The 26,695-nt window shown below is 41.7% G+C and carries 28 protein-coding genes and 1 pseudogene; 2 read left to right on the top strand and 27 right to left on the bottom strand.

Annotated elements, in window-relative coordinates; translation table 11 throughout:
• Positions 1–4 precede the first annotated feature (4 nt).
• The 12 genes from dinG to UB51_RS05630 form a co-directional block, all read right to left on the bottom strand.
• Positions 5–2,866: an ATP-dependent DNA helicase DinG gene (gene dinG, locus UB51_RS05685; protein ID WP_044876476.1), complete on the bottom strand. Its 2,862-nt coding sequence runs from the start codon at positions 2,864–2,866 to the stop codon at positions 5–7.
• Between the two features lie 353 nt (positions 2,867–3,219).
• Positions 3,220–3,849: a tetratricopeptide repeat protein gene (locus UB51_RS05680; RefSeq protein WP_044876475.1), complete on the bottom strand. Its 630-nt coding sequence runs from the start codon at positions 3,847–3,849 to the stop codon at positions 3,220–3,222.
• Positions 3,850–4,177: 328 nt separating this feature from the next.
• A complete protein-coding gene (panD, locus tag UB51_RS05675) occupies positions 4,178–4,561 on the bottom strand; it encodes an aspartate 1-decarboxylase (protein WP_044876474.1) in 384 nt (127 codons plus the stop codon).
• Positions 4,554–5,447 carry a pantoate--beta-alanine ligase gene (gene panC / locus UB51_RS05670; RefSeq protein ID WP_044876473.1) on the bottom strand — a complete coding sequence of 298 codons (894 nt, stop codon included), beginning with the start codon at positions 5,445–5,447 and terminating at the stop codon, positions 4,554–4,556. Before panC ends, panD begins: the two co-directional genes overlap by 8 nt.
• Entirely contained in the window at positions 5,444–6,319 is an 876-nt protein-coding gene (gene panB / locus UB51_RS05665) for a 3-methyl-2-oxobutanoate hydroxymethyltransferase (RefSeq protein ID WP_044876472.1), read from the bottom strand. The genes panC and panB overlap by 4 nt, the downstream gene beginning before the upstream one ends.
• 260 nt (positions 6,320–6,579) lie before the next feature.
• Positions 6,580–7,557: a biotin--[acetyl-CoA-carboxylase] ligase gene (locus UB51_RS05660; protein WP_044876471.1), complete on the bottom strand. Its 978-nt coding sequence runs from the start codon at positions 7,555–7,557 to the stop codon at positions 6,580–6,582.
• On the bottom strand, positions 7,550–8,842 hold the full coding sequence (locus tag UB51_RS05655; RefSeq protein WP_052675764.1) for a CCA tRNA nucleotidyltransferase: 1,293 nt from the start codon (positions 8,840–8,842) through the stop codon (positions 7,550–7,552). Before UB51_RS05655 ends, UB51_RS05660 begins: the two co-directional genes overlap by 8 nt.
• A gap of 6 nt (positions 8,843–8,848) precedes the next feature.
• Positions 8,849–10,012 (bottom strand): N-acetyl-alpha-D-glucosaminyl L-malate synthase BshA, encoded by a 1,164-nt coding sequence (gene bshA / locus UB51_RS05650; RefSeq protein WP_044876470.1) that lies wholly within the window; start codon positions 10,010–10,012, stop codon positions 8,849–8,851.
• A 60-nt stretch (positions 10,013–10,072) separates the two neighbouring features.
• Positions 10,073–10,771: a bacillithiol biosynthesis deacetylase BshB1 gene (bshB1, locus tag UB51_RS05645; protein ID WP_044876469.1), complete on the bottom strand. Its 699-nt coding sequence runs from the start codon at positions 10,769–10,771 to the stop codon at positions 10,073–10,075.
• Positions 10,768–11,193 carry a methylglyoxal synthase gene (gene mgsA / locus UB51_RS05640; RefSeq protein ID WP_199924988.1) on the bottom strand — a complete coding sequence of 142 codons (426 nt, stop codon included), beginning with the start codon at positions 11,191–11,193 and terminating at the stop codon, positions 10,768–10,770. Before mgsA ends, bshB1 begins: the two co-directional genes overlap by 4 nt.
• 16 nt (positions 11,194–11,209) lie before the next feature.
• A complete protein-coding gene (gene dapB / locus UB51_RS05635; RefSeq protein ID WP_044876468.1) occupies positions 11,210–12,013 on the bottom strand; it encodes a 4-hydroxy-tetrahydrodipicolinate reductase in 804 nt (267 codons plus the stop codon).
• Positions 12,014–12,122: 109 nt separating this feature from the next.
• Complete coding sequence (locus UB51_RS05630; RefSeq protein ID WP_044876467.1) at positions 12,123–12,458, bottom strand: nucleotide pyrophosphohydrolase; 336 nt, start codon at positions 12,456–12,458, stop codon at positions 12,123–12,125.
• Between the two features lie 214 nt (positions 12,459–12,672).
• Here UB51_RS05630 and UB51_RS05625 point away from each other — a divergent pair, with 214 nt between their 5' ends.
• Positions 12,673–13,542: a YitT family protein gene (locus tag UB51_RS05625; protein WP_044876466.1), complete on the top strand. Its 870-nt coding sequence runs from the start codon at positions 12,673–12,675 to the stop codon at positions 13,540–13,542.
• Between the two features lie 333 nt (positions 13,543–13,875).
• Positions 13,876–14,486 (top strand): annotated as a pseudogene (locus UB51_RS05620) (transposase); the annotation flags it as partial.
• Positions 14,487–14,657: 171 nt separating this feature from the next.
• Here UB51_RS05620 and UB51_RS05615 read toward each other — a convergent pair.
• The 15 genes from UB51_RS05615 to UB51_RS05545 all read right to left on the bottom strand — a co-directional run bounded on the left by UB51_RS05615 (position 14,658) and on the right by UB51_RS05545 (position 26,676).
• Positions 14,658–15,527, bottom strand: a complete 870-nt coding sequence (locus tag UB51_RS05615; RefSeq protein WP_044876465.1) for a sporulation protein YpjB — start codon at positions 15,525–15,527, stop codon at positions 14,658–14,660.
• Between the two features lie 95 nt (positions 15,528–15,622).
• Positions 15,623–16,249, bottom strand: a complete 627-nt coding sequence (locus UB51_RS05610) for a DUF1405 domain-containing protein (RefSeq protein WP_044876464.1) — start codon at positions 16,247–16,249, stop codon at positions 15,623–15,625.
• Between the two features lie 97 nt (positions 16,250–16,346).
• A complete protein-coding gene (locus tag UB51_RS05605) occupies positions 16,347–17,222 on the bottom strand; it encodes a menaquinol-cytochrome c reductase cytochrome b/c subunit (RefSeq protein ID WP_044876463.1) in 876 nt (291 codons plus the stop codon).
• 16 nt (positions 17,223–17,238) lie between these two features.
• Entirely contained in the window at positions 17,239–17,910 is a 672-nt protein-coding gene (gene qcrB, locus UB51_RS05600; RefSeq protein WP_044876462.1) for a menaquinol-cytochrome c reductase cytochrome b subunit, read from the bottom strand.
• 13 nt (positions 17,911–17,923) lie between these two features.
• Positions 17,924–18,466 (bottom strand): QcrA and Rieske domain-containing protein, encoded by a 543-nt coding sequence (locus UB51_RS05595; protein ID WP_044876461.1) that lies wholly within the window; start codon positions 18,464–18,466, stop codon positions 17,924–17,926.
• Positions 18,467–18,647: 181 nt separating this feature from the next.
• The gene (locus UB51_RS05590; RefSeq protein ID WP_044876460.1) at positions 18,648–19,082 is read right to left on the bottom strand and encodes a DUF2487 family protein; all 435 of its coding nucleotides are present in this window, start codon (positions 19,080–19,082) and stop codon (positions 18,648–18,650) included.
• A gap of 75 nt (positions 19,083–19,157) precedes the next feature.
• Positions 19,158–19,337: an IDEAL domain-containing protein gene (locus UB51_RS05585; RefSeq protein ID WP_044876459.1), complete on the bottom strand. Its 180-nt coding sequence runs from the start codon at positions 19,335–19,337 to the stop codon at positions 19,158–19,160.
• 24 nt (positions 19,338–19,361) lie between these two features.
• Positions 19,362–19,868, bottom strand: coding sequence for a gamma carbonic anhydrase family protein (locus tag UB51_RS05580; protein ID WP_044876458.1), 507 nt, complete (start codon positions 19,866–19,868; stop codon positions 19,362–19,364).
• A 69-nt stretch (positions 19,869–19,937) separates the two neighbouring features.
• Positions 19,938–21,065: a hypothetical protein gene (locus UB51_RS05575; protein WP_044876457.1), complete on the bottom strand. Its 1,128-nt coding sequence runs from the start codon at positions 21,063–21,065 to the stop codon at positions 19,938–19,940.
• A 90-nt stretch (positions 21,066–21,155) separates the two neighbouring features.
• The gene (locus UB51_RS05570; RefSeq protein WP_044876456.1) at positions 21,156–21,743 is read right to left on the bottom strand and encodes a histidine phosphatase family protein; all 588 of its coding nucleotides are present in this window, start codon (positions 21,741–21,743) and stop codon (positions 21,156–21,158) included.
• Positions 21,744–21,776: 33 nt separating this feature from the next.
• The gene (locus tag UB51_RS05565) at positions 21,777–22,379 is read right to left on the bottom strand and encodes an anti-sigma factor family protein (protein ID WP_044876455.1); all 603 of its coding nucleotides are present in this window, start codon (positions 22,377–22,379) and stop codon (positions 21,777–21,779) included.
• A complete protein-coding gene (locus UB51_RS05560) occupies positions 22,376–22,969 on the bottom strand; it encodes an RNA polymerase sigma factor (RefSeq protein WP_044876454.1) in 594 nt (197 codons plus the stop codon). Before UB51_RS05560 ends, UB51_RS05565 begins: the two co-directional genes overlap by 4 nt.
• Positions 22,970–23,368: 399 nt before the next feature.
• The gene (locus tag UB51_RS26230; RefSeq protein ID WP_052675763.1) at positions 23,369–24,031 is read right to left on the bottom strand and encodes a hypothetical protein; all 663 of its coding nucleotides are present in this window, start codon (positions 24,029–24,031) and stop codon (positions 23,369–23,371) included.
• A 261-nt stretch (positions 24,032–24,292) separates the two neighbouring features.
• A complete protein-coding gene (gene ilvD, locus UB51_RS05550; RefSeq protein ID WP_044876453.1) occupies positions 24,293–25,984 on the bottom strand; it encodes a dihydroxy-acid dehydratase in 1,692 nt (563 codons plus the stop codon).
• Positions 25,985–26,010: 26 nt separating this feature from the next.
• Entirely contained in the window at positions 26,011–26,676 is a 666-nt protein-coding gene (locus UB51_RS05545; RefSeq protein WP_044876452.1) for a GntR family transcriptional regulator, read from the bottom strand.
• Positions 26,677–26,695: the final 19 nt, after the last annotated feature.

Here is a 26,695-nt window from a genome sequence, read left to right as displayed (position 1 = left end):
CACCTCAAGATGCCCCTCCCTCATGAAGCCATTCAGATATGCGTGGTACCATCTGATTCATTGGCATATGTTCCATTTTGGGACCAGGCAATGAATATAAGAAATATTTCCCATAATAAGATTCTATAACACGTGTATCATATACAATAACAATGCCTCGATCACTTGCTGTACGTACAAGTCTACCAAAGCCTTGCTTGAAGCGGATCACCGCTTGAGGTACTGATAACTTCATGAAAGGATTCTTCTTCTGTTGTTGCAAGAGCTCGCTTTTGGCTTCTACAAGCGGATGATTCGGCGGTTGAAACGGTAACCGAACGATAGCCAGACAGGTCAACGCTTCACCAGGTATATCCACACCTTCCCAGAAGCTACTCGTTCCTAGTAACACAGAGGCACTGCTATCTTGGAACCTGCGAATCAATTTACTTCGACTCCCTGTGTCCACACCCTGACCTAAGACGGTAATATCACTGGAAGAGAGCGCACTACGTAAGGGTTCATACACTTGACGAAGCATGCGATATGAAGTGAATAATACAAGCATCCTCCCCTTAGTAGCTATCGCCGTATCTGCTAAAGATTTAACCAGCGTGTTCACAAAGAGCGCATCTCCAATGCTTCCCTTCACACTTGGGAAGTCCCGAGGAATCACAAGCAATGCCTGATCGCGGTAGCGAAACGGCGATGGCAGTTGAACTGTCATCAGTCGGTTACTGTCTGCAGATTCTTGTAGACCCAGGTTCTCGATCATATACTGAAATGACTTTTCAATCGATAGCGTGGCAGATGTTAATATTATACTTTTCTTCTTATCAAAGAATAATTCCTTCAATTGCTTGCTCACATCTATAGGGACTGCGAACAATTGCAATGATTTACTTCGAAAATGACCATTGGCTTCCATCCAATATACATTTCCTGCATCATTGAGTGACATGAAAAAACGAAGATCTTCCTTCTCCGCATTCAGATCCTTGAAGAGACCACTGATATCTGTGACTAAGCTATCTGAATTGTATTCATCATGATCATCCCTGAGCTCGTTTATCATCTTCTCACCTTTACGAACCACATCGCTTAAGATGACATGTATCTGATTCTCGATTGCAGATACAGCCTCCCAATCCTGTGGCTTCTTCGTAGGTTGTAAGCGTAGAACAAACTGACCCGTATCTCCAGGTGCAGCATCACTGCGCTCAGGCAGAAGACTAAATAACATATCACTCAGTCTATCCCAATGCTCCTTAACCTCAACCAAATCTCCACTTAATCTTTCAATAAGGGAAGACCACTCAGAAGACTTCTCATAGCCCGAAGAATAGATCTGCTGGCGTAAGGCTGGTAATTGACCACTACGATTATCTTTATAAAGTCTTGTTAGTGTATGCACGATCGTGAAATATTTCATTTGAAGTCCGAGATGCTTACCCGCTACTTCTTCTAGGTGATGTGCTTCATCAATCACCAAATGTTCATAGGCTGGTAGAAGCTGGTGCCCTGCCTTAACATCTGTAAAAAGTTTAGAGTGATTCGTGATAACGACGTCCGCAATTCCTGCTTCATGCTTCGCTCGATGATAGTAACATTTACGGAACCATGGACAAGCACGACCTAAGCATGATTCGGAGTCACTAGCAACCGTATCCCAGAAATCGCCTCCACGTCCGCTCAAGTTCAGCTCCTCGTCGTCACCGGTCTCTGTCTGAGTTAGCCATATTAACATTTGAGCCGCTGTTAGAAGGTCTTCCTTAGGATTTGAGAAGTCTCTCTTATTTATTTTATGTTCAAATTTTCTCAAACACAAATAATGCTGCCTACCTTTAAATATAGCCGCCTTAAAAGGAAAAGGAACAACCTCTGTCAATAAAGGAACATCACGTTCTCGGAGCTGCTCCTGAAGATTAATAGTGTGCGTGCTAACCATGACCTTTTGATCGTTCTTAACGCTTTGATATATGGCAGGGATCAAATAACCAAGTGACTTCCCTGTCCCTGTACCCGCTTCAATGATAAGATGCTTCTCATTCTGGAGTGCAGTTATAACCTCACTGAACATAATACTTTGTGATTCACGCGCTTCATATTGTGGCATAATTTCCCGAAGACGGGTTTCTATGCTCGCAAGATACTGTGGGAAATCCATTGAACGAAGTGGGTTATCTTCTAAGTTATCACGTGGAGGTGCAATTTCATTCCAATCCTCTACAGCAAGTGCCAATTGGCGATAGTAGGTATGATTCTCAAGATCCTGAGCGGGCTGCTTCTCCTTCTCCTGACACAATCCATCAAAATACCAACCAAGGTCACTATCCTCGTTCGCAAATAACTCACTTAAACGCTGTAATGTGATCAGTGGAAGCGTCCATAACTCATCAAGACATTTCAATAAAACAAGCGCCGTGGCGAGTGCATCGCTATCTGCTTGATGAGGCCGGTCATGCTGAATTTCAAAATGAGCAGAAACCAACCCCAATTGATAAGTCGTTAAGGATGGAAAGCATATTTTGAGAAAATCCATGGTATCAAGAATTCGTCCTGCATAGGGCAGATAGCCACACCGATCCAGTGCATTCTGTAGAAAACCAAAGTCAAAAGCGACATTGTGACCTACCAGCACCACATCATCTAAAAGCGGAACTAGCTCCATCATCATTTCTTCCAAAGAAGGAGCATCCACTACATCCTGTTCTGTGATACCTGTCAAGCTAGTAATAAACGGCGGGATGGGTATCCCGGGATTAACATAAGACCCGTATACACGGGATATCGTTTGATCTTCTTCAATGATGGCAAGTCCAACTTGAATAATTTCATCGGCGGACTGGTTGCCTGTTGTTTCAAAGTCCAGTACAGCAAATTTCATGATTTACTTATCCCTTTCAATCCAGTCTCAATACCAGCATAACAGAAGATCACAATTTATTCACCAAGTAGAACGAAGCATCAAACGTTCACTCATAAACAGCACCTATTTCTGCAATAATAATAAACAAGAAGGATAATATATTTAGTATTCAAATCATATATAAAATAATACATTTATTAAAGAAGAAACGGTTACCGTCCTTTGAGGGACGCTAACCGTGTCTCGTAGAAATATCAACTAAGTATAGTGGAAACTTATACTTTCTTATATTTGAACAAAAAGGCGATACATTATTGCTCTAGTGAGCAACATGTATCGTCTTATTTGTTCACTTCATAAACTCCATTTTTTCACATCAATGTAATCAATTGATTGCCATACTGTAGTTGACCACGATTATCTTGACAGACCTGTAAATTAACGAGAGGCTCTGGCAACGTTGGGTCGTTTTGCAATGCGATCGTGAAATACTCCTGTGCTTTTCCTAAATCTGATAATTTGACATGAATACACCCTAATGCATTGAAGATCATGGCTTTCAATCTCTTATGCTCCGCTAAAGGCAGAATCCACTGCAAATGCATCATGGCCTCCGTGGTCTCCTCCAGATGGAGGTGCGCCATTGCAAGGTACATACGCGCAATAAGACTATCCGGATAATCATAAACAATGTTAGAAAATTGCTGAATTGACTGCCGATACATGAGCAGTTTGAAGTATCCTTGACCACGGACGAATGACTCCATCCCCATTTCAGGGGCCTCACCCAGAGAGAAAACAGGAGGTAACAGGGTATGTTCTCGGAAGCTGCTCATCTTTTCTTCAAAAGAAAGCCATTCTTCCATAATGCCATCGCTCATGGACTTGAGCATATTCCACTTATGAAGCAATAACTGCTTATGCGAATCCTGCGCAGTAGGGTAATGCTTGACAATTTCCTCTAACATGTCGTTCATTTCCGCGAATACATGTTGAAACATAGCCTGCATCCCACCCTTAACAAAAAAATGAATTCAGTAAGGTTTAATTAGTAAGCTTGATCACCCTACGTTCATTTTTTGTCGAAGTGTGACTTAATATCCCCTACTACCATACATTGCATTAAATGTGCAATTCCTGTGGTTTATAGTGTGAGTTCAAAAAGTCGACTATTCAGCACCAAGAAGGTGAGTTCAGGGCCGAAGAAGGAGTAGCGGAGTGTAGGCAAACCTACATGAGCAACGGACTTCGAGGGTTGAACTCAGATTCGATGCCGAATATTCTTCTAGTGTTGCTTCGTGATCAATAGATGACTTTTTGAACAACCTCTTATAAAATGGTTGCGTGAACTTCTTTGTCCATCTTCTGTACAGACCGATTATGCTCATCTACAAACACAACTGTCGGTTTGTGCGTTACCAGCTCTTCTTGTGACATGACAGCATATGAAATAATAATGACCGTGTCTCCAGGCTGAACTAAACGCGCCGCTGCTCCATTCAAACAAATAACACCACTACCACGGGGACCTGGGATGACGTATGTCTCAAGCCTAGCACCGTTGTTATTATTCACGATCTGAACTTTTTCGTTCTCCAATAAATCAGCATCTTCCATTAAATTCTCATCAATAGTAATGCTACCAACATAGTTTAAATTTGCTTCCGTAACGGTTGCACGGTGAATCTTGGATTTCATCATGTGTCTAAACAAGTAAAAGTGCCTCCTTTGGCTTAAATAACATATTATCAATCAGCCGAGTCCCTCCAAATTTAACAGCTAATGCCATGATCACTTCACCTTGCATATCTACGAGCACAGTTTCATCCTCTACACGTGATAATTCTGGGAAAGATAACACTTCTGCATAGTCAATTACGGCTAGAGGAGCGCTTCGAATGATTTCATTTAGCATGAGACGAGCTTCAGCAGCCGTTGCTGCCCTTCCGCAGTCAATAGCCTCCCTAACCTCATTCAGTGAGCGTGAAAGGACTAGAGCCTGCGTGCGATCCTCCTGACTAAGGTACACATTGCGTGAGCTTAGAGCAAGCCCATCCGCTTCGCGAATAATAGGACAAGTAATAAGCTCAACATCCATATTTAAATCCGTAACCATCTGCTGTAATACCGCCACCTGTTGAGCATCTTTTAAACCAAAGAATGCTCTATTCGGTTTAACAATATTGAACAGCTTACTCACCACTGTAGTCACGCCGTCAAAATGACCTGGACGAGATGCTCCACAGAGTTGGCTTGTCAATTCGGAGACAACAACTTTAGTCTTAACCTGCTTTGGATACATTTCCTGAACAGTGGGAATAAATACAATATCAACCCCATGACTCTTGGCTAATGCCAAATCTCGCTCTTCATCACGAGGGTACGTTTCGAAATCTTCACCTGGTCCGAATTGGATCGGATTCACAAAAATGCTTAGAACGACGATGTCACTCATCCCACGAGCACGTGTCATTAAGCTGGCATGACCATCATGTAAGTATCCCATTGTAGGAACTAACCCAACCGAAACATTACTTTGGCTTTGTTTACAGGAGTTCAGCTCTTCACGAAGTTCTCTTATCGTTCTGAATACTTTCATGATCTCACCACCTTTTCTGCTTTAGTGTCCCCATATAGGTTGTCTAGAACGTCATCATCGGCTAAAAAAACGTGATTTTCAGCTGGAAACGCACGTTCTTTCACATCTTTAATGTAACTTCCAATACCTTCACGGATCATCGTACCCACATCTCCATAAGTTTTGACGAAACGCTTAGACCGATAAGGTGAAGCAAACTGAAAGACATCATGGAACACTAACACTTGTCCATCACAATATCGCCCAGCACCGATACCAATCGTAGGAATCGATAATGCTTTGGAGATCGCTTCGGCCACCTGCTCCGTTACTAATTCCAATACAATACCGAAGGCGCCTGCTGCTTCAAGTGCTTTAGCCTCATCCATAAGGCGCTGAGCATCTGCGGCATCTTTACCTTGAATTCGATAACCCCCTATCTGATTGACAGATTGAGGTGTGAGTCCAATATGACCCAGCACAGGAACGCCAGCTTTGACGATGGTCTCAACAGTCGAGCATATTTCAAGGCCACCTTCCATTTTTACCGCATGGGCATGACCTTCTTGCATGAGTCTTCTCACGTTACGAAGAGTTTCATCTACACTTCCGTGATAGGTCATAAACGGCATATCTGCTACGATAAAGGTGTTACTTGCTCCCCTTGCAGTAGCTCTTGTGTGATATACCATGTCGTCTATCGTGACGGGTATTGTAGAATTATAACCAAGCACAACATTTCCAAGTGAATCTCCAACCAGAATCATATCTACTCCAGCCTCATCAGCTAACATTGCTGTAGGATAATCATAGGCCGTAATCATCGTAAGAGGAACAGCTTCCTCTTTCATTTTTTTCATCTTCACGATATTTAACGCTTGTTTCGTTGCCATTTCATTATTGACCCCTTTCGTTCTTCTGAACAACAAAAAAAACCTTTTAGCATCTCCGCTAAAAAGGTCCGAAAGCACAAAAAAGAGTCACTTGCGTTCGTCCCTTCTGTCTCGGTCCTTTCGGCTCAGAGCAGAATCCAACGGTACATCATGTCCTAAACAATGGTTCCAGATAGTTACAACACAACATGAGTGCAGCCCGATTACTATGATCGATGTCGCCTCGCAAATATTATATCAAAATCCATGTTCAATTTCACCTATAAATTTATCCGATTCACATCTCCCGAAATGACAGGTACAATTTCTCCGCTGCTTGTCTCTACAAGTAATGCTCCACTTGGATCCAGACCTCTAGCTATCCCTTCCAGACGACCTTGAAGGGTATTTACAACCACTTGATGATGAAGTGTAACCGATGACGCTTCCCATAAGGATGCAATAGGCTGAAAGCCTTTCAGACGGTACAATTCATACAACGATTCCAGTTCTTCCATAATTGAAGCGATAAGAACTGTCCTATCCACAGCAACACCACTTTGTACCTTTAAGGACGTAGCAATGTTCTGCAAATCCTCCGGGAAATCTTCTCGATCTAAATTTGCACTAATGCCGATTCCAGCAATACAATAGCGCACAATCTCATCTTCTGCAGCAGATTCGAGTAGAATACCACAGACCTTTCGGTCATTCAGCAAAAGATCATTAGGCCACTTGATACCTACATCAAGGTGAGTTATTTTTCGAATGGCTCGACATACTGCTACACCGGTCAACAATGTGAGCTGAGGCGTAAATTGAAGTGGCTGCTGTGGCCTTAAGATTAGGCTCATCCATATGCCTTTACCATATGGAGAGAACCACTTACGACCAATTCTCCCCTTACCGCCTGTCTGTTCTTCTGCAATGACTAGCGTTCCTTCAGCTGCACCGTCTTCTGCCATCTTGCGAGCCTGATCTTGGGTAGAGGTTGTGCTCTTCATCACCTTAATCCGACTTCCCATTATTGATGTATTCAGATTATTCATCAGAGTAACCGTGTCCAAGAGATCCGGTTTCTTGATCATACGATAGCCTTTATGAGGAACAGCCTCAAATTCGTATCCCGCATTTCGTAACTTGTTCACTTGTTTCCACACAGCTGTGCGACTAATCTCTAATCTCCTGCTGATTTCTTCACCTGAGATAAATTCATCAGGTCTCTGAAGTAGGATGTCCAATAATGAGTCATTAGCCATGATTGTTATCCACCCTCTCTACTTCTCGAATCAACGATTCTTTATGATTACTAATAACGCCCACGGCTACCTGAAGCAAAAGATGATTAAGAACTTGACCGAGCCAAGGACCCGCTGATCGATGACTTAGCATCATGATTTCACGACCTGTTATATCCAGTTCCTTCAGATGAAAAGCCTTCATCTCCGAATTCCACTGCGAGAATAAACCTAACCATTCCTTAACTTCATGATCTAGATCATTCGCCATGATGGTACGAAGCTCTAGCCATCGCTTCACCGTTAACAATCCGAATTTCAGAACTAATGACATCCATTGCAATCGTTGTTCCTTCATGGAACTCGGCCATTGGATAGCTTCACTTATATTAAAAAGCACTTTGACCTCTTCATCCATCTTCAGAATGTCACAAATATGCTCTTTATCTTGTTTCGTAAATGTCCAATTTCTTAGTAACTGCTCTGCTTCATGAACTGTGAAGCGACCCGAGTAAAGAAGAAGTGTCCATCTCAGATTTACCTGATCACTGGGAATACTGTCCATGAGACGAACAAGCATCCGATCAAATCGGTTACAATCCACAGCAACTTTAGCAAATGATAGCAGTGAACTACGTCCTAGCAATTCTAATCCCTTAAGGGGATAACTTCCTGCGATCACCTTCTCTAGCTCCACACGAATACGTTCCATCGCTATAAATGTCAGCTTATCCCTTTTCTTCCACAAGCCCTTCCACGTATTGTGCGTTATCCTATAATCAAAGACAGATGCGAAGCGAACACATCTTACCATCCTCAAGGCATCTTCCTCGAAGCGTTCTTCTGGATCTCCAACACAGCGAATGATCCCTCGCTCAACATCCTGCTGTCCTGCAAAGGGGTCAATATAATGTCCCTTAACATCCCGAGCAATAGCATTCATTGTGAAATCACGACGTCTTAGATCTTCCACAACTTCCTGAACAAAAGTAACCTCTTCAGGCCGTCGATGATTCTCATATGTCCCATCTACACGAAAAGTGGTCACCTCAAAAGCATGTCCATGTAATAGAACTGTAATCGTACCATGACTGATTCCAGTAGGCACCGTATGATCAAACAATTCAATCATCTTATCAGGTAGAGCCGATGTCGTCATATCCATATCATGAACTGGACGTCCTATCAGTTCATCTCTCACGCATCCACCAACCCAATAAGCTTCATACCCATGATGTAGTAGCGTTTGAAGAACACGCTCACTCTGCTCGGCCATTGCTGGGTCCGCATAATTCCATTTAACCAATAGTGACTACCTCCATACCGGATCAAGCTTCGGAACTTCACGCCCCAATACACGATAGTAGATTTCTTCATATTGTTTCGTAATCAACTTGTCGCAAAAATCTACACATGCACGATTAAGACAAGCTTCACTAACTCTACGAGCTAGATCTTCATCAGACAATAATCGAATGGCATATTTGGCCATCTGATCCACATCTCCGATTGGGGCCAGAAAGCCCGTCTCTCCATGGATGACAAGCTCAGGAATCCCCCCTGCTTGAGAACCTACTGTAGGTACTCCACAGGCCATAGCTTCTAACGCAACAAGTCCGAAGCTTTCTTTGGCAGATGGAAGAAGGAGAACGTCTGCGAGTGAAATCACTTGTGCAATCTCATCTTGTTTACCAAGAAAATGAACTTTATCCTGAAGCCCTAATTCATTAATTTTACATTGAATTTTAGGAAGCTCTGGCCCTTCACCTACAAACAGTAATTTCGAGGGAACCTTTTCATTCACTTTAGCAAAAATATCTACCACATCAGATACTCTCTTAACAGGACGAAAATTAGAAATATGCATTAATATTTTTTCTTCCGGTTTAGCGAAATCGCCACGTAATGCTGATGTATCGCGCGGATAGTATACTCTTTTATCAACAAAATTGTATGTTAAATCGATATCTCGACTAATATCTAGAACTTCCCTTGTTTCTCGGATGAGGTCATTAGATACCGCCGTTACTCCGTCACTTTCATTTATCGCTAGACGAATAAGATCTTTCAATGATTCATCTTGCGCTAATACCGTAATATCCGTTCCATGAAGTGTGGTGACCACCTTCAGCTGGCTACCTACCATTTGCTTGGCTAGAAAAGCACATACGGCATGCGGTACTGCATAATGAACATGTAATATGTCTAGTTGCTGCATTTTGGCTACTTGTGCCATTTTGGTAGCTAGAGATAAATCATAGGGAGGATAACGAAACACATAATAATCGCTAACTTCCACTTCATGATAGAATATATTTTTTTGAAATGTGGTCCCCAATCGAAAAGGTATACTGTGCGCAATAAAATGAACTTGATGACCCTTTTCAGCCAACAATTTACCTAATTCAGTTGCAACAACACCAGACCCACCGAGTGAAGGATAACATGTAATTCCAATTTTTAATGATTGACTCAAGCAGCGCCGCCCCTTTCCATCTCGCAATAACTAACCCCATATTTATGTATGGAAGGAGACCTATATGTTAAAGTGATCAAGCAAATACGGCGATTTAACCGCAAAGCCTTCCGCGTAAGATACCAATTTGCGTTGTCCAACCAATCGATCACGGTAATTAACACGCTCAATATATCCTTGATTGAGTGGTGTAAACACATGATCTTCGTCTTCTATCTCAAATTGTGAACGATAGCATAGCAACGATTGTTCCTTTTTGGCATACTGTTCAGAGACATCTACAATCAGATCTGCCTTTACCCAATCATTAATGAAATAAAAATATAACTGCTCCACTGTTACCGCAGGCTTGTCCGGCATATACCGACGCAATTTAGCGTTAAATACCGCTTCCTCCACGAGCTTACTACAGGCTACATGATCTGGATGTCGATCTTCCCAGTAAGGAGCAAATATAATTGAGGGTGCATGTCGACGAATTTCTGCCGTTATGCAATCAATATTATGCTGGTTAATCAAAAGGCCACGATCTGGAAGGCCTAGATTCGTACGTGAGGTTAAACCTAATACTTTACCTGCTTCATCCGCTTCTTGCTTACGGCGTTCCACCGTTCCATTGGATGACATCTCTGCAGCCGTTAAATCACAAATTCCTACACGCAACCCAGCTTCAACATGCTTACAAATGGTCCCACCCATACCAATCTCTGCATCATCAGCATGTGCACCAAATATAAGGATATCTAATTTCTCACTCATAGGTCATCACTAGTTGGTTTATATTTATGCACAAGCTCCCGCCATGCGAAGTCTCCTCGATCTAGAGCTTTCACTAGAATTTCAGCTGTAGCAATATTCGTTGCAAGTGGAATTCCTTGTACGTCACATAGTCTCAGAAGCGCATTAATATCTGGTTCATGAGGTTGAGCCATTAATGGATCGCGCAAGAAAATAATTAAGTCCATTTCATTCTGAGCAACTAAGGCTCCGATCTGTTGATCCCCACCGAGAGGACCAGACATAAAGCGATGAATGTCCAATTTCGTATGTTCCATAATACGTAGTCCGGTCGTACCCGTTGAATATAGTTTCATTCCTTCAAAAACACTTTCGTATGCAATAACAAAATTAACCATTTCGTCTTTCTTTCTATCGTGGGCAATAAATGCTATTTTCATCATTCTAGTCTCCCCCTGTTTAATCAATGAAGTGGTCAAATCCGTATATCATACCCGTATATTCCATTACCTTCTGTATTCCAAGCTTCACACCTGGCATGTAACAGGCACGTTCGTATGAATCATGACGTATCTTTAGCGTCTGACCAAATCCTCCAAAAATAACTTCCTGTTGGGCAAACACACCCGGTAGACGCACACTATGAATTCGGAATCCACCATAATATCCACCACGTGATCCTTCAATGATCTCTTCTTCATTTGGATTTCCTTGACGTAGTTCTTTCCGGCCCTCAACGATCATTTCAGCCGTTTTAATTGCCGTACCCGATGGCGCATCAAGTTTTTGATCTCCATGATACTCAATGATCTCTAAATGAGGGAAGTATTTACTTGCTTGTGCAGCAAATTTCATCATGAGTATAGCTCCGATCGAGAAGTTTGGAGCAATTAGACCGCCAATTCCTTTTTCTATACACAGCTTGTCCAATTCCTTGATCTGTTCAGGTGTGAACCCTGTCGTACCTATTACTGGACGCACACGGTGCTTAATAGCTAATTCGGTATTAATAAATGCCGATTGCGGTGTTGTAAAGTCCACCATCACGTCTGGTTTCCCTTCTACGAATGCAAGCTCCATATCTGAAGTTACGGTAATACCACATGCAGGTAATCCAACTAAACTCCCAGCATCCACTTCACCAGCTGAGCGATCAACCGCAGCAACTAATTCTAGCTCTTGATCTTCCAACACCAACTTGACAACTTCTTTACCCATACGTCCTCCAGCGCCTATAACGGCCACCTTAATTGGAGTTGACATTTATATCCCTACTTTCTTTCTATATTTATAAATCTATAAGTCATTCAGTCTTATTAGAATCCCTATCCCATTTACATCTTTAAATGGGTTTTAGTACAGCATATGTTTATTAGACCTGATCCGTGTTCTTTTTCGTCCATCGGCTTGCATCCCGGGTATTAAATTTATGCATAACAGAATCATGGGCTGCACTAAGATCAATATTCAATGAATTAGCGAAGCATAAAGTAATAAACAGAATATCACCTAACTCTAACTCTATAGAGTTCTCATCTTCACTATCCTTTTTAGGCTTTTCACCAAATTGATGATTTACTTCACGCGCTAACTCACCCACTTCTTCTGACATCCTTGCAAGCATGGACAAAGGGCTGAAATAGCCTTCTTCAAATTGTGAAATGTAACGATCAACTTCTCGTTGCATTTCTGCCAAAGATTTTTCCACGATGAGTTTTCGCTCCTTTGTGTAGGAATCAGATTATGACTAATTAGACCCTAATTTTTCCCGCAATTTATTTTACTTCATATGTTATATTAAAGCTATTTTGAAAACAAATCTTTTTTTAATATATAGGGTACAATGGTATAGAAAGATCAAGTTAGAATGATCAAGTTAGAATGATCCGTTGCTGTTACTTCTGATAAATGCGAGGTATTCTATGAATTCATCCAAATTGTTTACTCAGCTCAAAACCATCCTACCCATTATTCTAGGGACAGCCATCTATGCATTCGGTCTGCTCTATTTCATTATCCCCAATCAGTTAATGGAAGGTGGAGTTACAGGCATCACCATCTTGCTTAATTATGCTTATCAAATTCCTCCATCACTATCTACGTTAATCCTTAACGTCCCCCTATTCATTATAGGATGGAGAATACTTGGCGGTAAACAGATGATCTATACGGGAGTTGGGATCGGTTCACTGACATTTTTCCTATGGCTATTCGAGAAAATGATTCAGAACGGACTCATCTCACCTTTTGAGACCCAATATGACTATATTCTTGCCTCTCTGTATGCAGGGGTAACACTAGGTGCTGGACTTGGAATTGTTTTCCGGTTTGGCGGCACGACAGGCGGATCTGATATTCTAGCTAGAATATGCAATCGTAAGTTCGGATGGCGAATGGGGCAAGTCATTCTAGTTATTGATATTATCATTATTGGTTTATCTCTATTGTACATACCGAAGGAAAAAATATTATACACATTAGTTGCAGTCTACATCACCTCCAAAATCATCGATTTCATTCAGGAAGGGGTATACGCGGCCAAAGCATTTACCATTGTCAGTGACCATGCTCCCGAAATAGCAGATTTAATCAACATTGAAATGGATCGAGGAGTTACATTAATTCCTGCAATTGGGGCTTATTCTAAACAAGCCAAACACATGGCCTATTGCGTAGTGGCAAGACAAGAAATTCGGCGAATGAGCATCCTGATAAGGTCGATTGATCCTCGTGCATTCGTAATCATCAGTGATGTGCATGATGTACATGGCGAAGGCTTTCGAGAAGAATAACCTGTAATACTTTATCTAATAAAGAGGCTGTACCATAAGTCATTTAAAATGGATAGGAATAGCTTCTTTCTTTTTTTGTGCGAGAAGTTTAAGTGTTCTGGCCGGTCGCTCCGACGACGGATCGTTTCTCCAATCGCTGTGGTCTCCAAATTTCTGAATTAAACTCGCATAGCGGTTGAAATTCGGAGACCAAGGCATATGCTTACGAAGTAGCTTTCCTTCGGAAAGCTTTTAGGCGACCGCTGCCTCTTTTCCGAAATCGTTCCGTCCTCTCCGCTGCTTCCATCAACGCATGTTCAATTTTTTTCTTGAGATACACATAGAAACCGCCTCATTAACATCGCCGCAAATCGGCTGGACGACACTATATTTTCTGTAACTTACCCCGGTGGTGGTCGCGACAGCTATCACCCCAAAATGCTCACTAAAGTCATCATTTATGCACACACTCAGCGCATCTACTCTTCACGACTTATCGCCAAAGCTGTACGGGAACACATCCCCTTCATGTGGCTCGCCAGAAGACAGCGTCCGGACTTCCGGACAATTAACCGCTTTCGCTCTCAGCCGATGAAAGACGTACTTGAGACGATATTCACCGCCGTGCTTGAGTTTTTCATCGAAGAGAACTACGTCACGTTGGAACACTACTTTGTGGACGGTACCAAGATCGAAGCCAATGCGAACCGATACACGTTTGTCTGGGACAAAGCCGTCGTTAAACATAGGACCAAGCTTCAGGAGAAAGTACAGACCCTGTTTGCTACCATCGAAGAAACGCAAAAATATGAAGATCAGGAATACAAGGGTCAGGATCTTGGTGAGCTAGGTGAGCAAGATGAGCTTACAAGTCATAAGCTAGAGACAGCGTTCAACAGCTTGAAAACCGACTTTTGGAAAGTCCAAAAGATAAGCCGCTGAAAAGAGCAGTTCGAACGCTTCGAGTGGCTTTCGCTCGCCCATAATCTATTGAAGCAATCCACAATTGACCAGAAATTCAAAATAGCAGGTTAAGGATAACTCCCTTGACCTGCTATTTCTAGTGAATCAGTCTCTTTTCTAGAAGACCAGGTGTCTCGTCAGAAGATTAATCTACTTATGGGACAGTCCCTTATTTATGATCTGGGCGGAACCTTTCTGATTCTATCTTGTTCCCCACGATATTTCCGATAACCGACGTAGATCAGGATGACCAATATAAATATTCCGCCAAATATAGTTCCTCTCCATGGAAGATTAAATTCACTCAATGATGCAAAAGCAGACTCATCCTTCTTCTTGCCAAACAGTTCATTCAAGAGTTCCTCACCCTGTTCAAGCATGCTTCGTATATCAACCGTCTCTGACGTGCCTGAGGAGGATAAGCCTCCAGCGTATGATAACCAAGAGTCTATTGTACGAACCTCGTAAGGCTCACGTTGAATGACTACAGAAGGTCGAATGAGCTCATAGTGACCTTGCAGACTATCATAAGCTTGTTTCAAAGCTTGCCGATTATTTGCAACTAAAGTCTTCTGCATCGCATTCAAATCTTCACTTACAACTTTGTAATACTGCAACCAAAGTGGCTGACGAGGATGACTTAGACTATCCACAGCCAGGCGCAGCTTGGCTGACGCATTCAGCCATTGCTCAGGATGAAGTTGAGCTTGAGCTGTAGCCTCTTTCACTTCCACAATACATTCTGCTAGTACGTGAACGCCTTCAACTTTCGTTAACCCTTGGAAAGATGAAGATTCGAATACCGTTTCAATCTGCTTAATTTCTTGTAGCGCTTTTTCCGTATTACCTTCGAGCACATACCGATACAATCTTTCTGTAGCTGCATTTAAGGTCTGCGCCTGCTGCAAAGGCAACGATGTACCTTTATTCTTGTCTAAATCTAACTTTCCCTCTCCGTACATACTCACTGGACTCAGAATAACAGAGAATAAAAGGATTACCAGTACCCATAACGATGGACGGGTTAACCTTCTACATAACATGGGACATCCCTCCTACCGTAAATCTATGGTAAGAGGGATGGTTGTAGAACTATTAAGCGCTATATCTCACTTCTATTTGTCCAAGAAATTAGGCGCTAATGACGACGTGAAAGCTTCAAGGTTAGCCAAGACACGGCTACACTAAAACAAGTCAAGCCCACCGTAAAGTTACGTACAGCGCCGATATGATCCTCCAACTCCGTTGGTAACCATGGAAACACACCATAGGTATAATCCACGGTATCATTTAATAGAGTCCATGCAGCAGCCCCTATAAGTGTTCCTGCCCTCAAGCTAAAAAAACGTACATATAATAATGCTTCAACGGCCATTGCTGTATGAGAGCCCACGAGCATCCAATCCTGCCATACCATCGTATTTCCTTCCGCAACACCAGCAAAAATAATGCCACTCGCCCATAATCCATACTTTACAGACGTGATGACGGCTAACGCTTCAACGAGATGAAGAACCATTCTTCCCATCTTCATCTTCGGAGGAAATAGTAGTCCCCATATCGCAATGCTAAAAAACAAACTAGCTGTGGGACTATCAGGTACAAATACGATGAGCCACGCGGCATAATTCTCCAAGGTATAAGCCATTTGTCCGTCATACCAAATGTAACCATAAATCGTTCCCACAAAATTAAAAATGAATAGAAGCCACAAAAAATAACGATTCATCAAAAAGGAGCGGCTCCAAAAATAAGAAATTGACACTTATGTACCTCCCGCATTGTAATAGCTTAGGTTAAACCATCCTTCCAAAAAAAACCTGATCGCATTAAACGACCAGATTTCTCTGCATAACTATATTTTACTTTTCTGCTTTTTGTTTCGCAAGCCATTCTGCAAGATGATCTACATCTTGGTCTGTTAGACCGGCAGCAATCGCACTATCATATTGTGGAGGCATTTTGCCATTATAGCCTTCTTTAATTATGGTTAGGATCGCATCTTTATCATGCACATCACCTATACCGCGTAATGAAGGTCCAGAAGCACCTTTCATATCTGCAGCATGGCAAGTGATACAACCTGCCTTTTTGTAGGATTCCATAGCTTTGTCCTCTTTATCTACAATAGCTACAACAGCTGCCTGTTTAGCATTTGTAGTCGGAAGTCCCTTAGCATGATTTTCCGCTGCTTTTTCTTCACGTTGAATATCCTCAGGGATCTGTCCTGTCGCTTCAAGCTCATGTTTATAGTGAGTCCATGCAGTGTTAGTCAAGAAGGTAACCGCTAATAACGATAAGATCATGAGTGAAGAAGCGATAGGTCTACGGTAGAAACGGCGTTCATTTCCAGTATCCAAGAATGGCGCTAGCAATAACGCAATAAATGGAATTCCAGATACTCCGAGTGTACCAAGCACAACGTAATCCCCTGAAGCATATGGCAATTTCAAGTATTGATATAGAAACAAGAAATACCAGTCTGGCATTGGAATAACGGATGCGCTCGGGTTAGCAGGAAAGCCGAGTGGTGCCGGTTCTGCAATGGTGAGGACTAGAAAACCCACAAGAACAACAACTCCAACCATCCACTCTTTCAATAGAAAGTTTGGGATGAAAGCTTCTGATTTACCAGGATAAGCCGTATAGTCAGGCGGTGTGATAAAGCCATTGCCTTTTCGCACACGCGAGTCACCTACAAACACAACTTTTTCTTTCGAATCTTTGCCGTGTGCCATCAATATTCCTCCCTTCTTATAGTGGACCGGAAATTCCCTGTCTACGGATCATAATAAAGTGTCCTACCAACAAGGTCAGTAACACGGCCGGGAGGAAAAATACATGTAGTGCAAAGAAACGAGTTAGCGTCTGTGCTCCTACAATTGTACCTCCTTGCATCAACTCTTTCATAATAGGACCTAAATAAGGAACGGAATTCGCAATTTCCATCGTAACTTTTGTTGCAAAGTAGGCTTTGTTATCCCACGGTAGCAAGTAACCCGTTAGTCCTAATCCAAGCATTACGAAAAATATGAGCATACCTACTACCCAGTTCATTTCACGAGGAGCTTTGTAAGAGCCTGTAAAGAAGACTCGCATTGTATGTAAGAACATCATTACGATAACCAGACTGGCTCCCCAGTGGTGCATTCCGCGTACAATTTGACCAAACGCAACCTTGGTCTGTAAATATTCTACGCTGGCGTAAGCATTCATAATATCTGGTACATAGTACATCGTCAGGAACATCCCTGATAAAATTTGAATGACCGTTATGAAAAAAGTCAGTCCCCCGAAACAATAAACAAATGCGGAAAAATGGTGGGCCGGGTTTACGTGTTCCGGAACTTCATGATCCGCTACGTCTCTCCATATCGGAGTGATATCGAGACGCTCGTCAATCCAATTATAGACATTCTTAAACATCGGAATACGCCTCCTATTTCACTTCAGTATTTGGTTCGACTCCACCCAGATAAACCCAACCCTTATCAATCTTAATTTTGTACGTGTCCAGCGGTTTAGGTGCAACGGATAAATTTTTACCAAGCTTAGTATAACGCGCTCCATGGCAAGGACAGTGATACTCATCTGGGTAAGTCTTATTGTTGTTCCAACCTACAGTGCAGCCCAAATGCTTACATATAGGGGACAACGCATAAATATTACCTTTTTCATCCTTACGTATCCAAGCTACCAATGTTGCTGTGTCCGCATACCATCCATCTTGCTGTTTCAGCTCATAAGAAAATTCTTGCGGTTCATCTGTAATTTTTGCAACCTCTGCCACCTTCACAAATTCCCCTTCCGTTTTCTTGTGCAGAATGGGATCAACAGCAAACCGTACCATAGGTAGAACTGCACCAGCAGCCATGAACGCAGTCGCACCACCTAGTGTATAAGTAAGAAATTGTCGACGGGACATCTCTTTTCGACTAATTGGCTTATGCGCTGCTTCTTCATGGTCATTTTGGTTGTTCATATGTCTTCAACCCCCTTTGTCAGCCAACTCTTTTAATATTTCAATGATTTTTGTCACAGAACTGCCACAACACATTAATAATATATGAGCGCCCAAAGACCGTCAAGAATATCTACCCATTTTTTTATAGATACCTAGCTATTATATCATGTTAGAATTCGATTTTTTGTCACATTTGTTTTTATTCTTTACTTTTCCACAAATTCTCAATTTCAGATTGTACAATATCGGAGAGCTTTTTCCCTGCAAGCGCTTCATCTTTCTCCATGTTGAATTGCGATAGAACTAGAGCGCTTTCAACTAAATCCAACTGCTTCATATCCACATCTGCCGTCATGATCACCACATATTTATAACCATTTCTTTTCAGATGGTGACAAAGATCATTTAAACATTGATAATTTCCTTGTTCAGCATAATGAAATGCAGGGTAAGTGACCATTCTACCTTTGTAACGTCGCTCTACTATATCCAAAAAATCACGTAATCTCTCTAAAGCTGCTGTTGCTTCAATAGGGGATTCTAGCCCACTTAGACCTGTGAAGGGTATGAGGCAAGTGTCAAAGTATGGCTGCAGTTCTGGCCATGATCCCTCGTCTATTTCACTAAATTTCACTGGAGTCATCCTTTCGATCATTATTCTAATTGTCCATTCTAACGCAAAAAAGAAGAAATGCAACAATGCATTTCTTCAACCCAAAGATTTAAGTTCATCTGTTAAATGACGAAAGGCCTTCTCATCACCTGAAGCAAGTGCCTGATCGATTTCTTTATACAACTCTACACTTCGATATTTGCGCACTGCATCGTCCCAGACCATCTCAGCCGCTAGCCCTAACATTACCTCGTAAGTAACCTTCAACTTATCCAATAGGATGCACCTCCAAACGAATGTTTAAGAGAACCTATATTCTTTTCCTTTGCCCACATAGTTCTGCATGGTTACTGACATTCTCTTTAAGTCTTTCTCTGTCAACTCCCGAACTACTTTTGCGGGTGTACCGAAGGAAAGAGTATAGGGTGGAATTATTGTATTCTCTGTTACGACTGAACCGGCACCTATTAAAGCATATTCACCAATATCGACTCCGTTCAATATAATCGCCCCCATTCCAATTAATGTACCTTTACCAATCGTACATCCATGGATAATGGCGGCATGTCCAACGGAAACTTCATCCGCTAGAATAAGCGGCTGCTCGGTATTGACATGCCCTACAGTACCGTCTTGAATATTACAGCGTTTACCAATGATAATAGGCGCCATATCTCCACGAAGCACACTATTAAACCACACACTTGAATCTTCACCAATTTCGACGTCACCAATAATTTTTACACCTTCGGCAACGTATACAGAACCATGAATCTTAGGCACCTTATTACCGTATGGAATTAACATGAATGATCACTCCACTCCTCAACTTGGAAGTGATTGTAACAACAGGCTGATCAATTGTCAATTCAAGGATTACAGTGTACTATCGTTTACCAAGAACGGACAATTCTCAGCAACCATCTTTCCCCAAGAGGTCATCCGAAATACCGTACCGTCCACTTCACTTTCACCTCTACGGATAAGCCCTAAATGCACCATCATCTGAAGAATGCGCTGCTCCATCATGGACTCAGGGGTATCGTAATAATAAGGTTTGATTAACCACCCTAATGCATTGTGGAGTGAATCTAACGTGACCCAACCATCTGCACAATGTCCAATCCAATACACTAGGGATGTAATATTCGGAATGGAAGCTTTATAAAGCCTTAACCAATATCGAAATATTTGGACCATAGCCTCGCTCTTACCTTGTTCTAACCTTTCCATTCCTCTCGCTGTCAACTGCAATTGATTCCCTTGCTCATCCATGTATCCCATGTGAAGTGCATAATCGTACATCAACGCTAATCTGCTTGGATACATATGAGAAGTCCTTCCGTAACCAAATCGCCATCCCCCTTTACTAAGAAGAGGTTCAGCAATATGAAAGGATTCCATAAGTTGCTGTTGATATTTGCGATACATCGTGCTTTCTAAATTCAGTTCAACCGACTGTTCATGCACATACCGTAGTAGAAACAATAAATCTTCAGCAAGAAGTCCCTGCTCTTCCCGATAGAAAGATGGTTCTCCTACGACTGTAATTGTACTTCTCAAGTAACTTGCCAATTCTTTGCGGAAGCGCTCCTTCAAATCCCTAGGGACTTGAAACAAATATTTAGTGCTGGGGGTCATGCCATTAAATATCCAACCACTCTTCTTGAAACGAGCAATGACTTCACGAGGACTAGCAGCCTTCGGATGTTCCTTTAAATTGTTGCCTTCAGCAACGGTAAAAGAAGTCTGCCTGATAATAGCAATTAATTCTTCCACATTAAAGTAACTACGACTCTCAAATAAAATAGCGTTAAGAAATCGCAGATCATCTACAGAGAGACTCTTAATCTGCTGCCCAATAAAGTCATTTCGATTCAAAGTCACTAAGATACTCTGAATCAATTCATGCTTCGAATTGTGCTTACACTCGCAATGGTAGTGGCTTGCGATAGTTGTCAATTGACCAATATCAGCAAACGTGAGCATATCCGCTAGGTTCATGGGTGATCGTCCTCGCCGTTTTACTACCATTATGGGATTTATTTCAATTTTTATTCCAAGTTCACAAAAAAAATAACCCAAACGTTTGGGTTATTTCGGACTCTCCAGTAAATGACGCGTACAATTATATAGAAGTGGCATCCATTTCAGGTCTTCCTTTTCCAGAATCGTAAGCGATAAATTACCGATTCTCTCCACATACTGATCCTTATAGAGCGCAGTAAAAAGCTGTGCTAAGAAACCTCCATGACTGATGACAAGTATGTTCTTATCTGGGTACCGTTCCCACATCTCTTCCATAAATGCCAACCCACGGGCTTGAATGGCTTCGTTCTTCTCTTGTCCTAGTTCTAGAAGATTCCATTCCTTACCCCATGTGCTCTCCCGTTGCTCCGCTGTGAATCCTTCTACTTGTCCGAAAGACCGTTCTAACAGACGTTCATCCGTTTCTAACATAGGTAGAGATAGCTTGGTAGCAATGATATTTGCCGTCTCAACAGCTCGTGATAGACCACTACTGATGACATAGTCCCACTGGTAAGATTCAATCAATAAGCGCTCTCCAAGAGCCATAGCCTGCCTCTTACCCTCTTCATTTAAAGGAATATCGCTTTGCCCTTGAATTTTGCCGGACACATTCCAGTCCGTCAGACCATGCCGGATTAAGCCCATTCTCATCGTTGTCACTCCTTAATATAAATAAGGTATATACTACCTTCGAATACGACTTAATCTTCTTAAAGAAAACAATGCCAGAGCCACACTTAGAATGGATAACAACATCCAATATTGTGGGTGCGAGGGACCCATAGTAACGACAAGAGGTTCAATAATTCCACTATTCAGATCAGGAAGATTAAGTTTCTCTTGTTGTTGCAGCAAGGTTGAACTTCCAGCAATTCCAGTCGGTAGAATTCCATTCGCAGAAGGTGTCTCTTCTGGAGATGGATTCCCCATCATCATAAAAAACAAGAAACTAACGAGGAACAACATTAAACATCCTGCAATCCACATCGACAGATGTCTTCGAGTAATACCAGATACCTCAAACGGTTTGCTATGATCTTGAATAAGCCAAGGTGACTCACGGTATATTCGGTCCATAACATTACGGTTCATTGTTTCCAGTTGTGTGTCTGTGACTTCTTCATCACTCAAAATTTGGATCAGATGATGGCTTTCTTCCCATAACTGAAATTCAGCCGCACAATCGCTGCAGGTCGACAAATGTTGTTGCAACATCAGTCGTCTCGGGTCGTCTACTGGCAAATCCCACATTAACCCGAATAATTCCTGAGCCTCCCAGCATTTCATCTGCTTGTCATCCCTTCATATTCTTCATAAATATGGTCATAAAAATATGGCTCCATTTGAACCTTTATACTTGATCTCGCACGAAAAAGCAAGGATTTAACAGAACTCACACTTTGATCCAGTATCTTAGCTATCTCTTGATAGTCTAGTTGATCATATTCACGTAGTATCAATGCGGAACGTTGCTTTTCCGGTAAACTATTAATGGCATTTCTAACTAGATTCACTTTTTCATTACGTAGAATAGCCTGTTCAGGTGCTACCTCACTTGGTGCAACAGGAACATACCCACTTTCATCCAATGAAATATTACTACTACGTTGTTTCCGAAGTTCACTGAGTACTGTATTCCGAGCAATCGTGTATAGCCAAGTAGAAAAAGAAGCATCCACTTCTCTGAACGTATTCAAGCTACGAAACGCCTTATAGAAAGTTTCAGAGCAAAGATCCTCTGCCACGAGCTCCATATTAGAACTCTTCAACATATGGTATACAAAAGCCAATATTTTCCGTTGATAACGACTCATTAATTCTGAGAATAATTCGACGTTGCCCTCTTTTATTTCTCGGATCAGTTGGGAATCCGTCATCTGAGTGCGCCCTCCTCGCCCATCCATTCGCTTATCCCCGCTTCTATCCACATCAAAAATAGGACCGAAGCAGGCACGCAAAAGTTGCGGTATAACCGCTAGCTATAAATTATAAAATTCGACATTCCAAGTCTATGTATTGACAAAATTCCCATTGAAATAACAAAATTACCTTTTCATTGTATCATAATCTACGAACATAATCATTTCTATAGTCGTTATTATGATATTTTAAGAGATTCGGCTCGTAATTTCAATGCATTCAATCTATACAGATAGAATGAACCAAAGACAAACGCAACCTTAGTTCATTCTATTTATATGCACCATTACGCAAAAAAACCACTCTTTCGAGTGGCTTCACTGCCTAGGAATCAAGGAAGCTTACAGTTAGCACCTTTAAACAGTGCTATATAATGATACTTCATTGATTAACTCTGCCTTTACGATGTTAATGTCAATTAGTGACTTGAGTTTATTCTGTATAAATTTAGTGCTTGACCCAGCTATTTCGCAAAGATCCGTTACAGGTATACGTGGATTCTGAGATATTATAAGATAAATCTCAAATTCACTTTCAGTAAGGAATGGAAGTTCATTCAATGGACTCGTCGTAAGGTCTGTCACTGTTTCTTGGATGCTTATTAAATTTTTTGTAAGCCCTTCCAAATATTCGTTGTTATTCGCTATGATTTGTTCCTTCTGATTCTTATCGATGGCTTCACCTTCTGCTAGTTGCTGTAACTCTAACTTTGAGTTGTTCACAGATTGTAAAGCCTCTTCAATTTGTTCCTTTACCGATTTGGTCTTGTCCATGATACTAACAAAATTCTCTTCGTTCTTATAATCGCTCGGTGCATATAAAGACTGTGGCTTAAACCATAATAGAACAAAAAAAGCAAGCACTAAAATAATAGGAAAAAGCATTACAAACCAAATAAATACTTTTTGAATATCCTGCGCAATTAGGCCTAGGGCAACCGTACCTGCCACTTCCGCTAACCCAGCAAAAATACCGACAATGGTTAGGGGATTGCTTATCTTCTGACTTCTATCATTCATCTCATCCACACTCCTCCTACACTTATTTTGTTAAATAAACCTTTTAATTCCATGTAGAAATAATGTAATTATATTCCTATTACACTAATATGTAAACCACTTTGTACTTATTCCATTATAATACTCACTAAAAGCTATATATCCCTCTTTACAAACAAAAAAGACACCCTTTCAGGTGTCTAAACCAAGTGCCAGTTATTGGGTGAGATCAACTTCCTAACCCAATAACTGAATTCATATACTTCGAACTCAATTTGTTTCCTAAATATCTAAATCCGTTACTGCCCCTTTGGAAGCGGAAGATACTAATCGCGCATATTTCGATAAGACGCCTGATGTGAACCTTGGGCTAGGTTTAATCCAATTCTTTCGTCTAGCTTCCAATTGTTCGGGTGTAACATCAAATTTCAGTTCTTGTGTTTCACTATCAATGGTGACCAAATCACCCGTTTCTAATAGTGCAATTGGACCTCCAACCTGTGCTTCCGGCGCAACATGTCCTACAACGAAACCATGTGATCCCCCTGAGAAACGTCCGTCAGTAATTAGGGCTACTTCTCCACCTAATCCCTTGCCTACTAGCAAAGCTGTCAGAGAAAGCATCTCCGGCATTCCTGGTCCACCCTTCGGACCTGCATAACGGATAACAACAACATCCCCTTTAATGATCTCATCCTTAACGATCGCATCCGTTGCATCATTTTCACTATTATAAACACGAGCAGGTCCCTCAAAACGAAGATTCTTCAAACCTGACATTTTAGCTACAGCACCATCAGGTGCAAGATTACCTTTTAATACAACTAACGGTCCAGTCGTTTTCAAAGGATTATCAAAGGAACGAATCACTTGTTGATTTTCTTGTAACGGAGGAATGGAAGCCAGATTCTCAGCTATTGTTTTACCTGTGACCGTCAGACAATCCCCGTGCAACAGACCTTCTTCCAACAATAATTTCATAACCCCCGGCACACCACCGATATCATTAAGATCCTGCATCACATACTTACCGCTTGGTTTTAGGTCTGCTAGATGCGGAACTCTTAACCGGATTCTATCAAAATCGTCCAATGTTAGATCTACCTCAACGGAATGAGCAATGGCTAGTAAGTGAAGAAAAGCATTCGTCGATCCTCCAAGTGCCATAACCACGGTAATCGCATTTTCAAATGCGTTCTTGGTCATGATATCTCTTGGTAGAATATTCTGTTCTAGAAGCCCTAGAATAGCCTCCCCTGCTCGTATACATTCCTCAGCTTTCCCAGGCGAGATCGCTGGTGTCGATGAAGACCCAGGCAAAGCCATACCTAGAGCTTCAGCAGCCGAAGCCATCGTGTTCGCTGTATACATTCCCCCGCAAGCACCAGCACCAGGACAGACATTACATTCAACTTTGTGCAACTCTTCCTCATTTATTTTCCCTTGATGATACTGCCCAACGGCTTCAAAAGCAGTTACGATATCCACATCTTTTCCATCAATCTTACCCGGTTGAATCGTTCCTCCGTATACATAGACAGAAGGGATGTTCATCCTTCCTATAGCCATCAAACAAGCCGGAGTATTCTTATCACAACCCCCAATGGCTACCAATCCATCAAAGCGTTCAGCATTCACGACAATTTCAATGGAATCTGCAATGACCTCGCGGCTAGGTAAAGAAAACAGCATTCCATCATGTCCCATAGAAATACCATCTGATACGGTGATTGTATTAAAGATGAGCGGAGCACCGCCCTGTTCTTGAATACCTTTTTTTGCATCACGGGCTAATACATCAATGTGCATATTACAAGGCGTGACTTCACTCCATGTACTTGCTACACCGATCATCGGTTTCTTGAAATCCTCATCTGTAAACCCAACAGCCCGAAGCATTGCACGGTTAGGAACCCGATTTACACCTTCACTTATATCTTTACTGCGTGTTCGCAAATCTTTTTTAACCGTCATCGTTCCACTCAACTCCCATTCAGAATTTAAATTAAGGTGTACAACTCACTCATCGGTCTCAATAAATTTTGCTTCATGATTGTAGAAGCCTTAGCCTCATCATGCTTCTCCATTGCCTCAATAATGGCAGCATGCTCCTGAACAGAATTATAAGTGTTGGTCTCGTGTTGCTTAAGAAACACATACTTAAATCGACGAATATGAATTTGTATTGATGAACTAAACGAAGAAATATACATGTTATCTGAGATCTCTACTATAAGATTGTGAAACTGCTCATCGAACTCCATTGCTTGATATGGTTCATTATTTTCTATAGACTCTGAGAACTGTGCATTCAGCGCCTTTAACTGTTCAATCTGTTCCGGTAGAATCAGCGAAGTTGTTAATTCAGCAGCTAAAGCATGTAAAGTGGCAAGAACAGGATACATTTTTAGAATGTCGTTCTTTTCTATATCCTTGACTCTTGTAGCTTTACCGGGATGTACCTCAACGAGCCCTTGTGCTTCAAGTAGTAGCAGTGCCTCTCTAATAGGTGTTCTACTGACCCCTAGTGCTTCAGCTAAATCAGCATCAATTAATTGTTCCTTAGGTTGTAGCGTTCCATCAATGATCCATCTTTGAATTTGTGATAATGCTCTTTCTTTAGCAGACATTCTATTCGGTGCCAAAAAATCATTAGGAATAGGCATGTTCTACCTCCTTCATGCA

It is taken from the genome of Paenibacillus sp. IHBB 10380, from assembly GCF_000949425.1.
In the GTDB taxonomy this organism is placed as follows: Bacteria; Bacillota; Bacilli; order Paenibacillales; family Paenibacillaceae; genus Paenibacillus_AQ.
This window is presented reverse-complemented; position numbering and strand designations above follow the sequence as displayed.

Excerpts from the sequence above, each read along its gene's own strand:
- UB51_RS05625 (WP_044876466.1), top strand. The coding sequence starts at position 12,673 with ATGAATTCATCCAAATTGTTTACTCAGCTCAAAACCATCCTACCCATT.
- UB51_RS05660 (WP_044876471.1), bottom strand. The coding sequence starts at position 7,557 with ATGGCTAATGACTCATTATTGGACATCCTACTTCAGAGACCTGATGAA.
- dinG (WP_044876476.1), bottom strand. The coding sequence starts at position 2,866 with ATGAAATTTGCTGTACTGGACTTTGAAACAACAGGCAACCAGTCCGCC.
- UB51_RS05545 (WP_044876452.1), bottom strand. The coding sequence starts at position 26,676 with ATGCCTATTCCTAATGATTTTTTGGCACCGAATAGAATGTCTGCTAAA.
- bshB1 (WP_044876469.1), bottom strand. The coding sequence starts at position 10,771 with ATGAGTGAGAAATTAGATATCCTTATATTTGGTGCACATGCTGATGAT.
- UB51_RS05615 (WP_044876465.1), bottom strand. The coding sequence starts at position 15,527 with ATGTTATGTAGAAGGTTAACCCGTCCATCGTTATGGGTACTGGTAATC.
- qcrB (WP_044876462.1), bottom strand. The coding sequence starts at position 17,910 with ATGTTTAAGAATGTCTATAATTGGATTGACGAGCGTCTCGATATCACT.
- UB51_RS05570 (WP_044876456.1), bottom strand. The coding sequence starts at position 21,743 with ATGAGAATGGGCTTAATCCGGCATGGTCTGACGGACTGGAATGTGTCC.
- UB51_RS05565 (WP_044876455.1), bottom strand. The coding sequence starts at position 22,379 with ATGAAATGCTGGGAGGCTCAGGAATTATTCGGGTTAATGTGGGATTTG.
- mgsA (WP_199924988.1), bottom strand. The coding sequence starts at position 11,193 with ATGATGAAAATAGCATTTATTGCCCACGATAGAAAGAAAGACGAAATG.
- panB (WP_044876472.1), bottom strand. The coding sequence starts at position 6,319 with ATGGCAACGAAACAAGCGTTAAATATCGTGAAGATGAAAAAAATGAAA.
- UB51_RS05580 (WP_044876458.1), bottom strand. The coding sequence starts at position 19,868 with ATGTTAATTCCATACGGTAATAAGGTGCCTAAGATTCATGGTTCTGTA.
- ilvD (WP_044876453.1), bottom strand. The coding sequence starts at position 25,984 with ATGACGGTTAAAAAAGATTTGCGAACACGCAGTAAAGATATAAGTGAA.
- UB51_RS05605 (WP_044876463.1), bottom strand. The coding sequence starts at position 17,222 with ATGGCACACGGCAAAGATTCGAAAGAAAAAGTTGTGTTTGTAGGTGAC.
- UB51_RS05680 (WP_044876475.1), bottom strand. The coding sequence starts at position 3,849 with ATGTTTCAACATGTATTCGCGGAAATGAACGACATGTTAGAGGAAATT.
- UB51_RS26230 (WP_052675763.1), bottom strand. The coding sequence starts at position 24,031 with ATGAATGATAGAAGTCAGAAGATAAGCAATCCCCTAACCATTGTCGGT.
- panC (WP_044876473.1), bottom strand. The coding sequence starts at position 5,447 with ATGAAAGTATTCAGAACGATAAGAGAACTTCGTGAAGAGCTGAACTCC.
- UB51_RS05595 (WP_044876461.1), bottom strand. The coding sequence starts at position 18,466 with ATGAACAACCAAAATGACCATGAAGAAGCAGCGCATAAGCCAATTAGT.
- dapB (WP_044876468.1), bottom strand. The coding sequence starts at position 12,013 with ATGTCAACTCCAATTAAGGTGGCCGTTATAGGCGCTGGAGGACGTATG.
- UB51_RS05560 (WP_044876454.1), bottom strand. The coding sequence starts at position 22,969 with ATGACGGATTCCCAACTGATCCGAGAAATAAAAGAGGGCAACGTCGAA.
- UB51_RS05575 (WP_044876457.1), bottom strand. The coding sequence starts at position 21,065 with ATGAACCTAGCGGATATGCTCACGTTTGCTGATATTGGTCAATTGACA.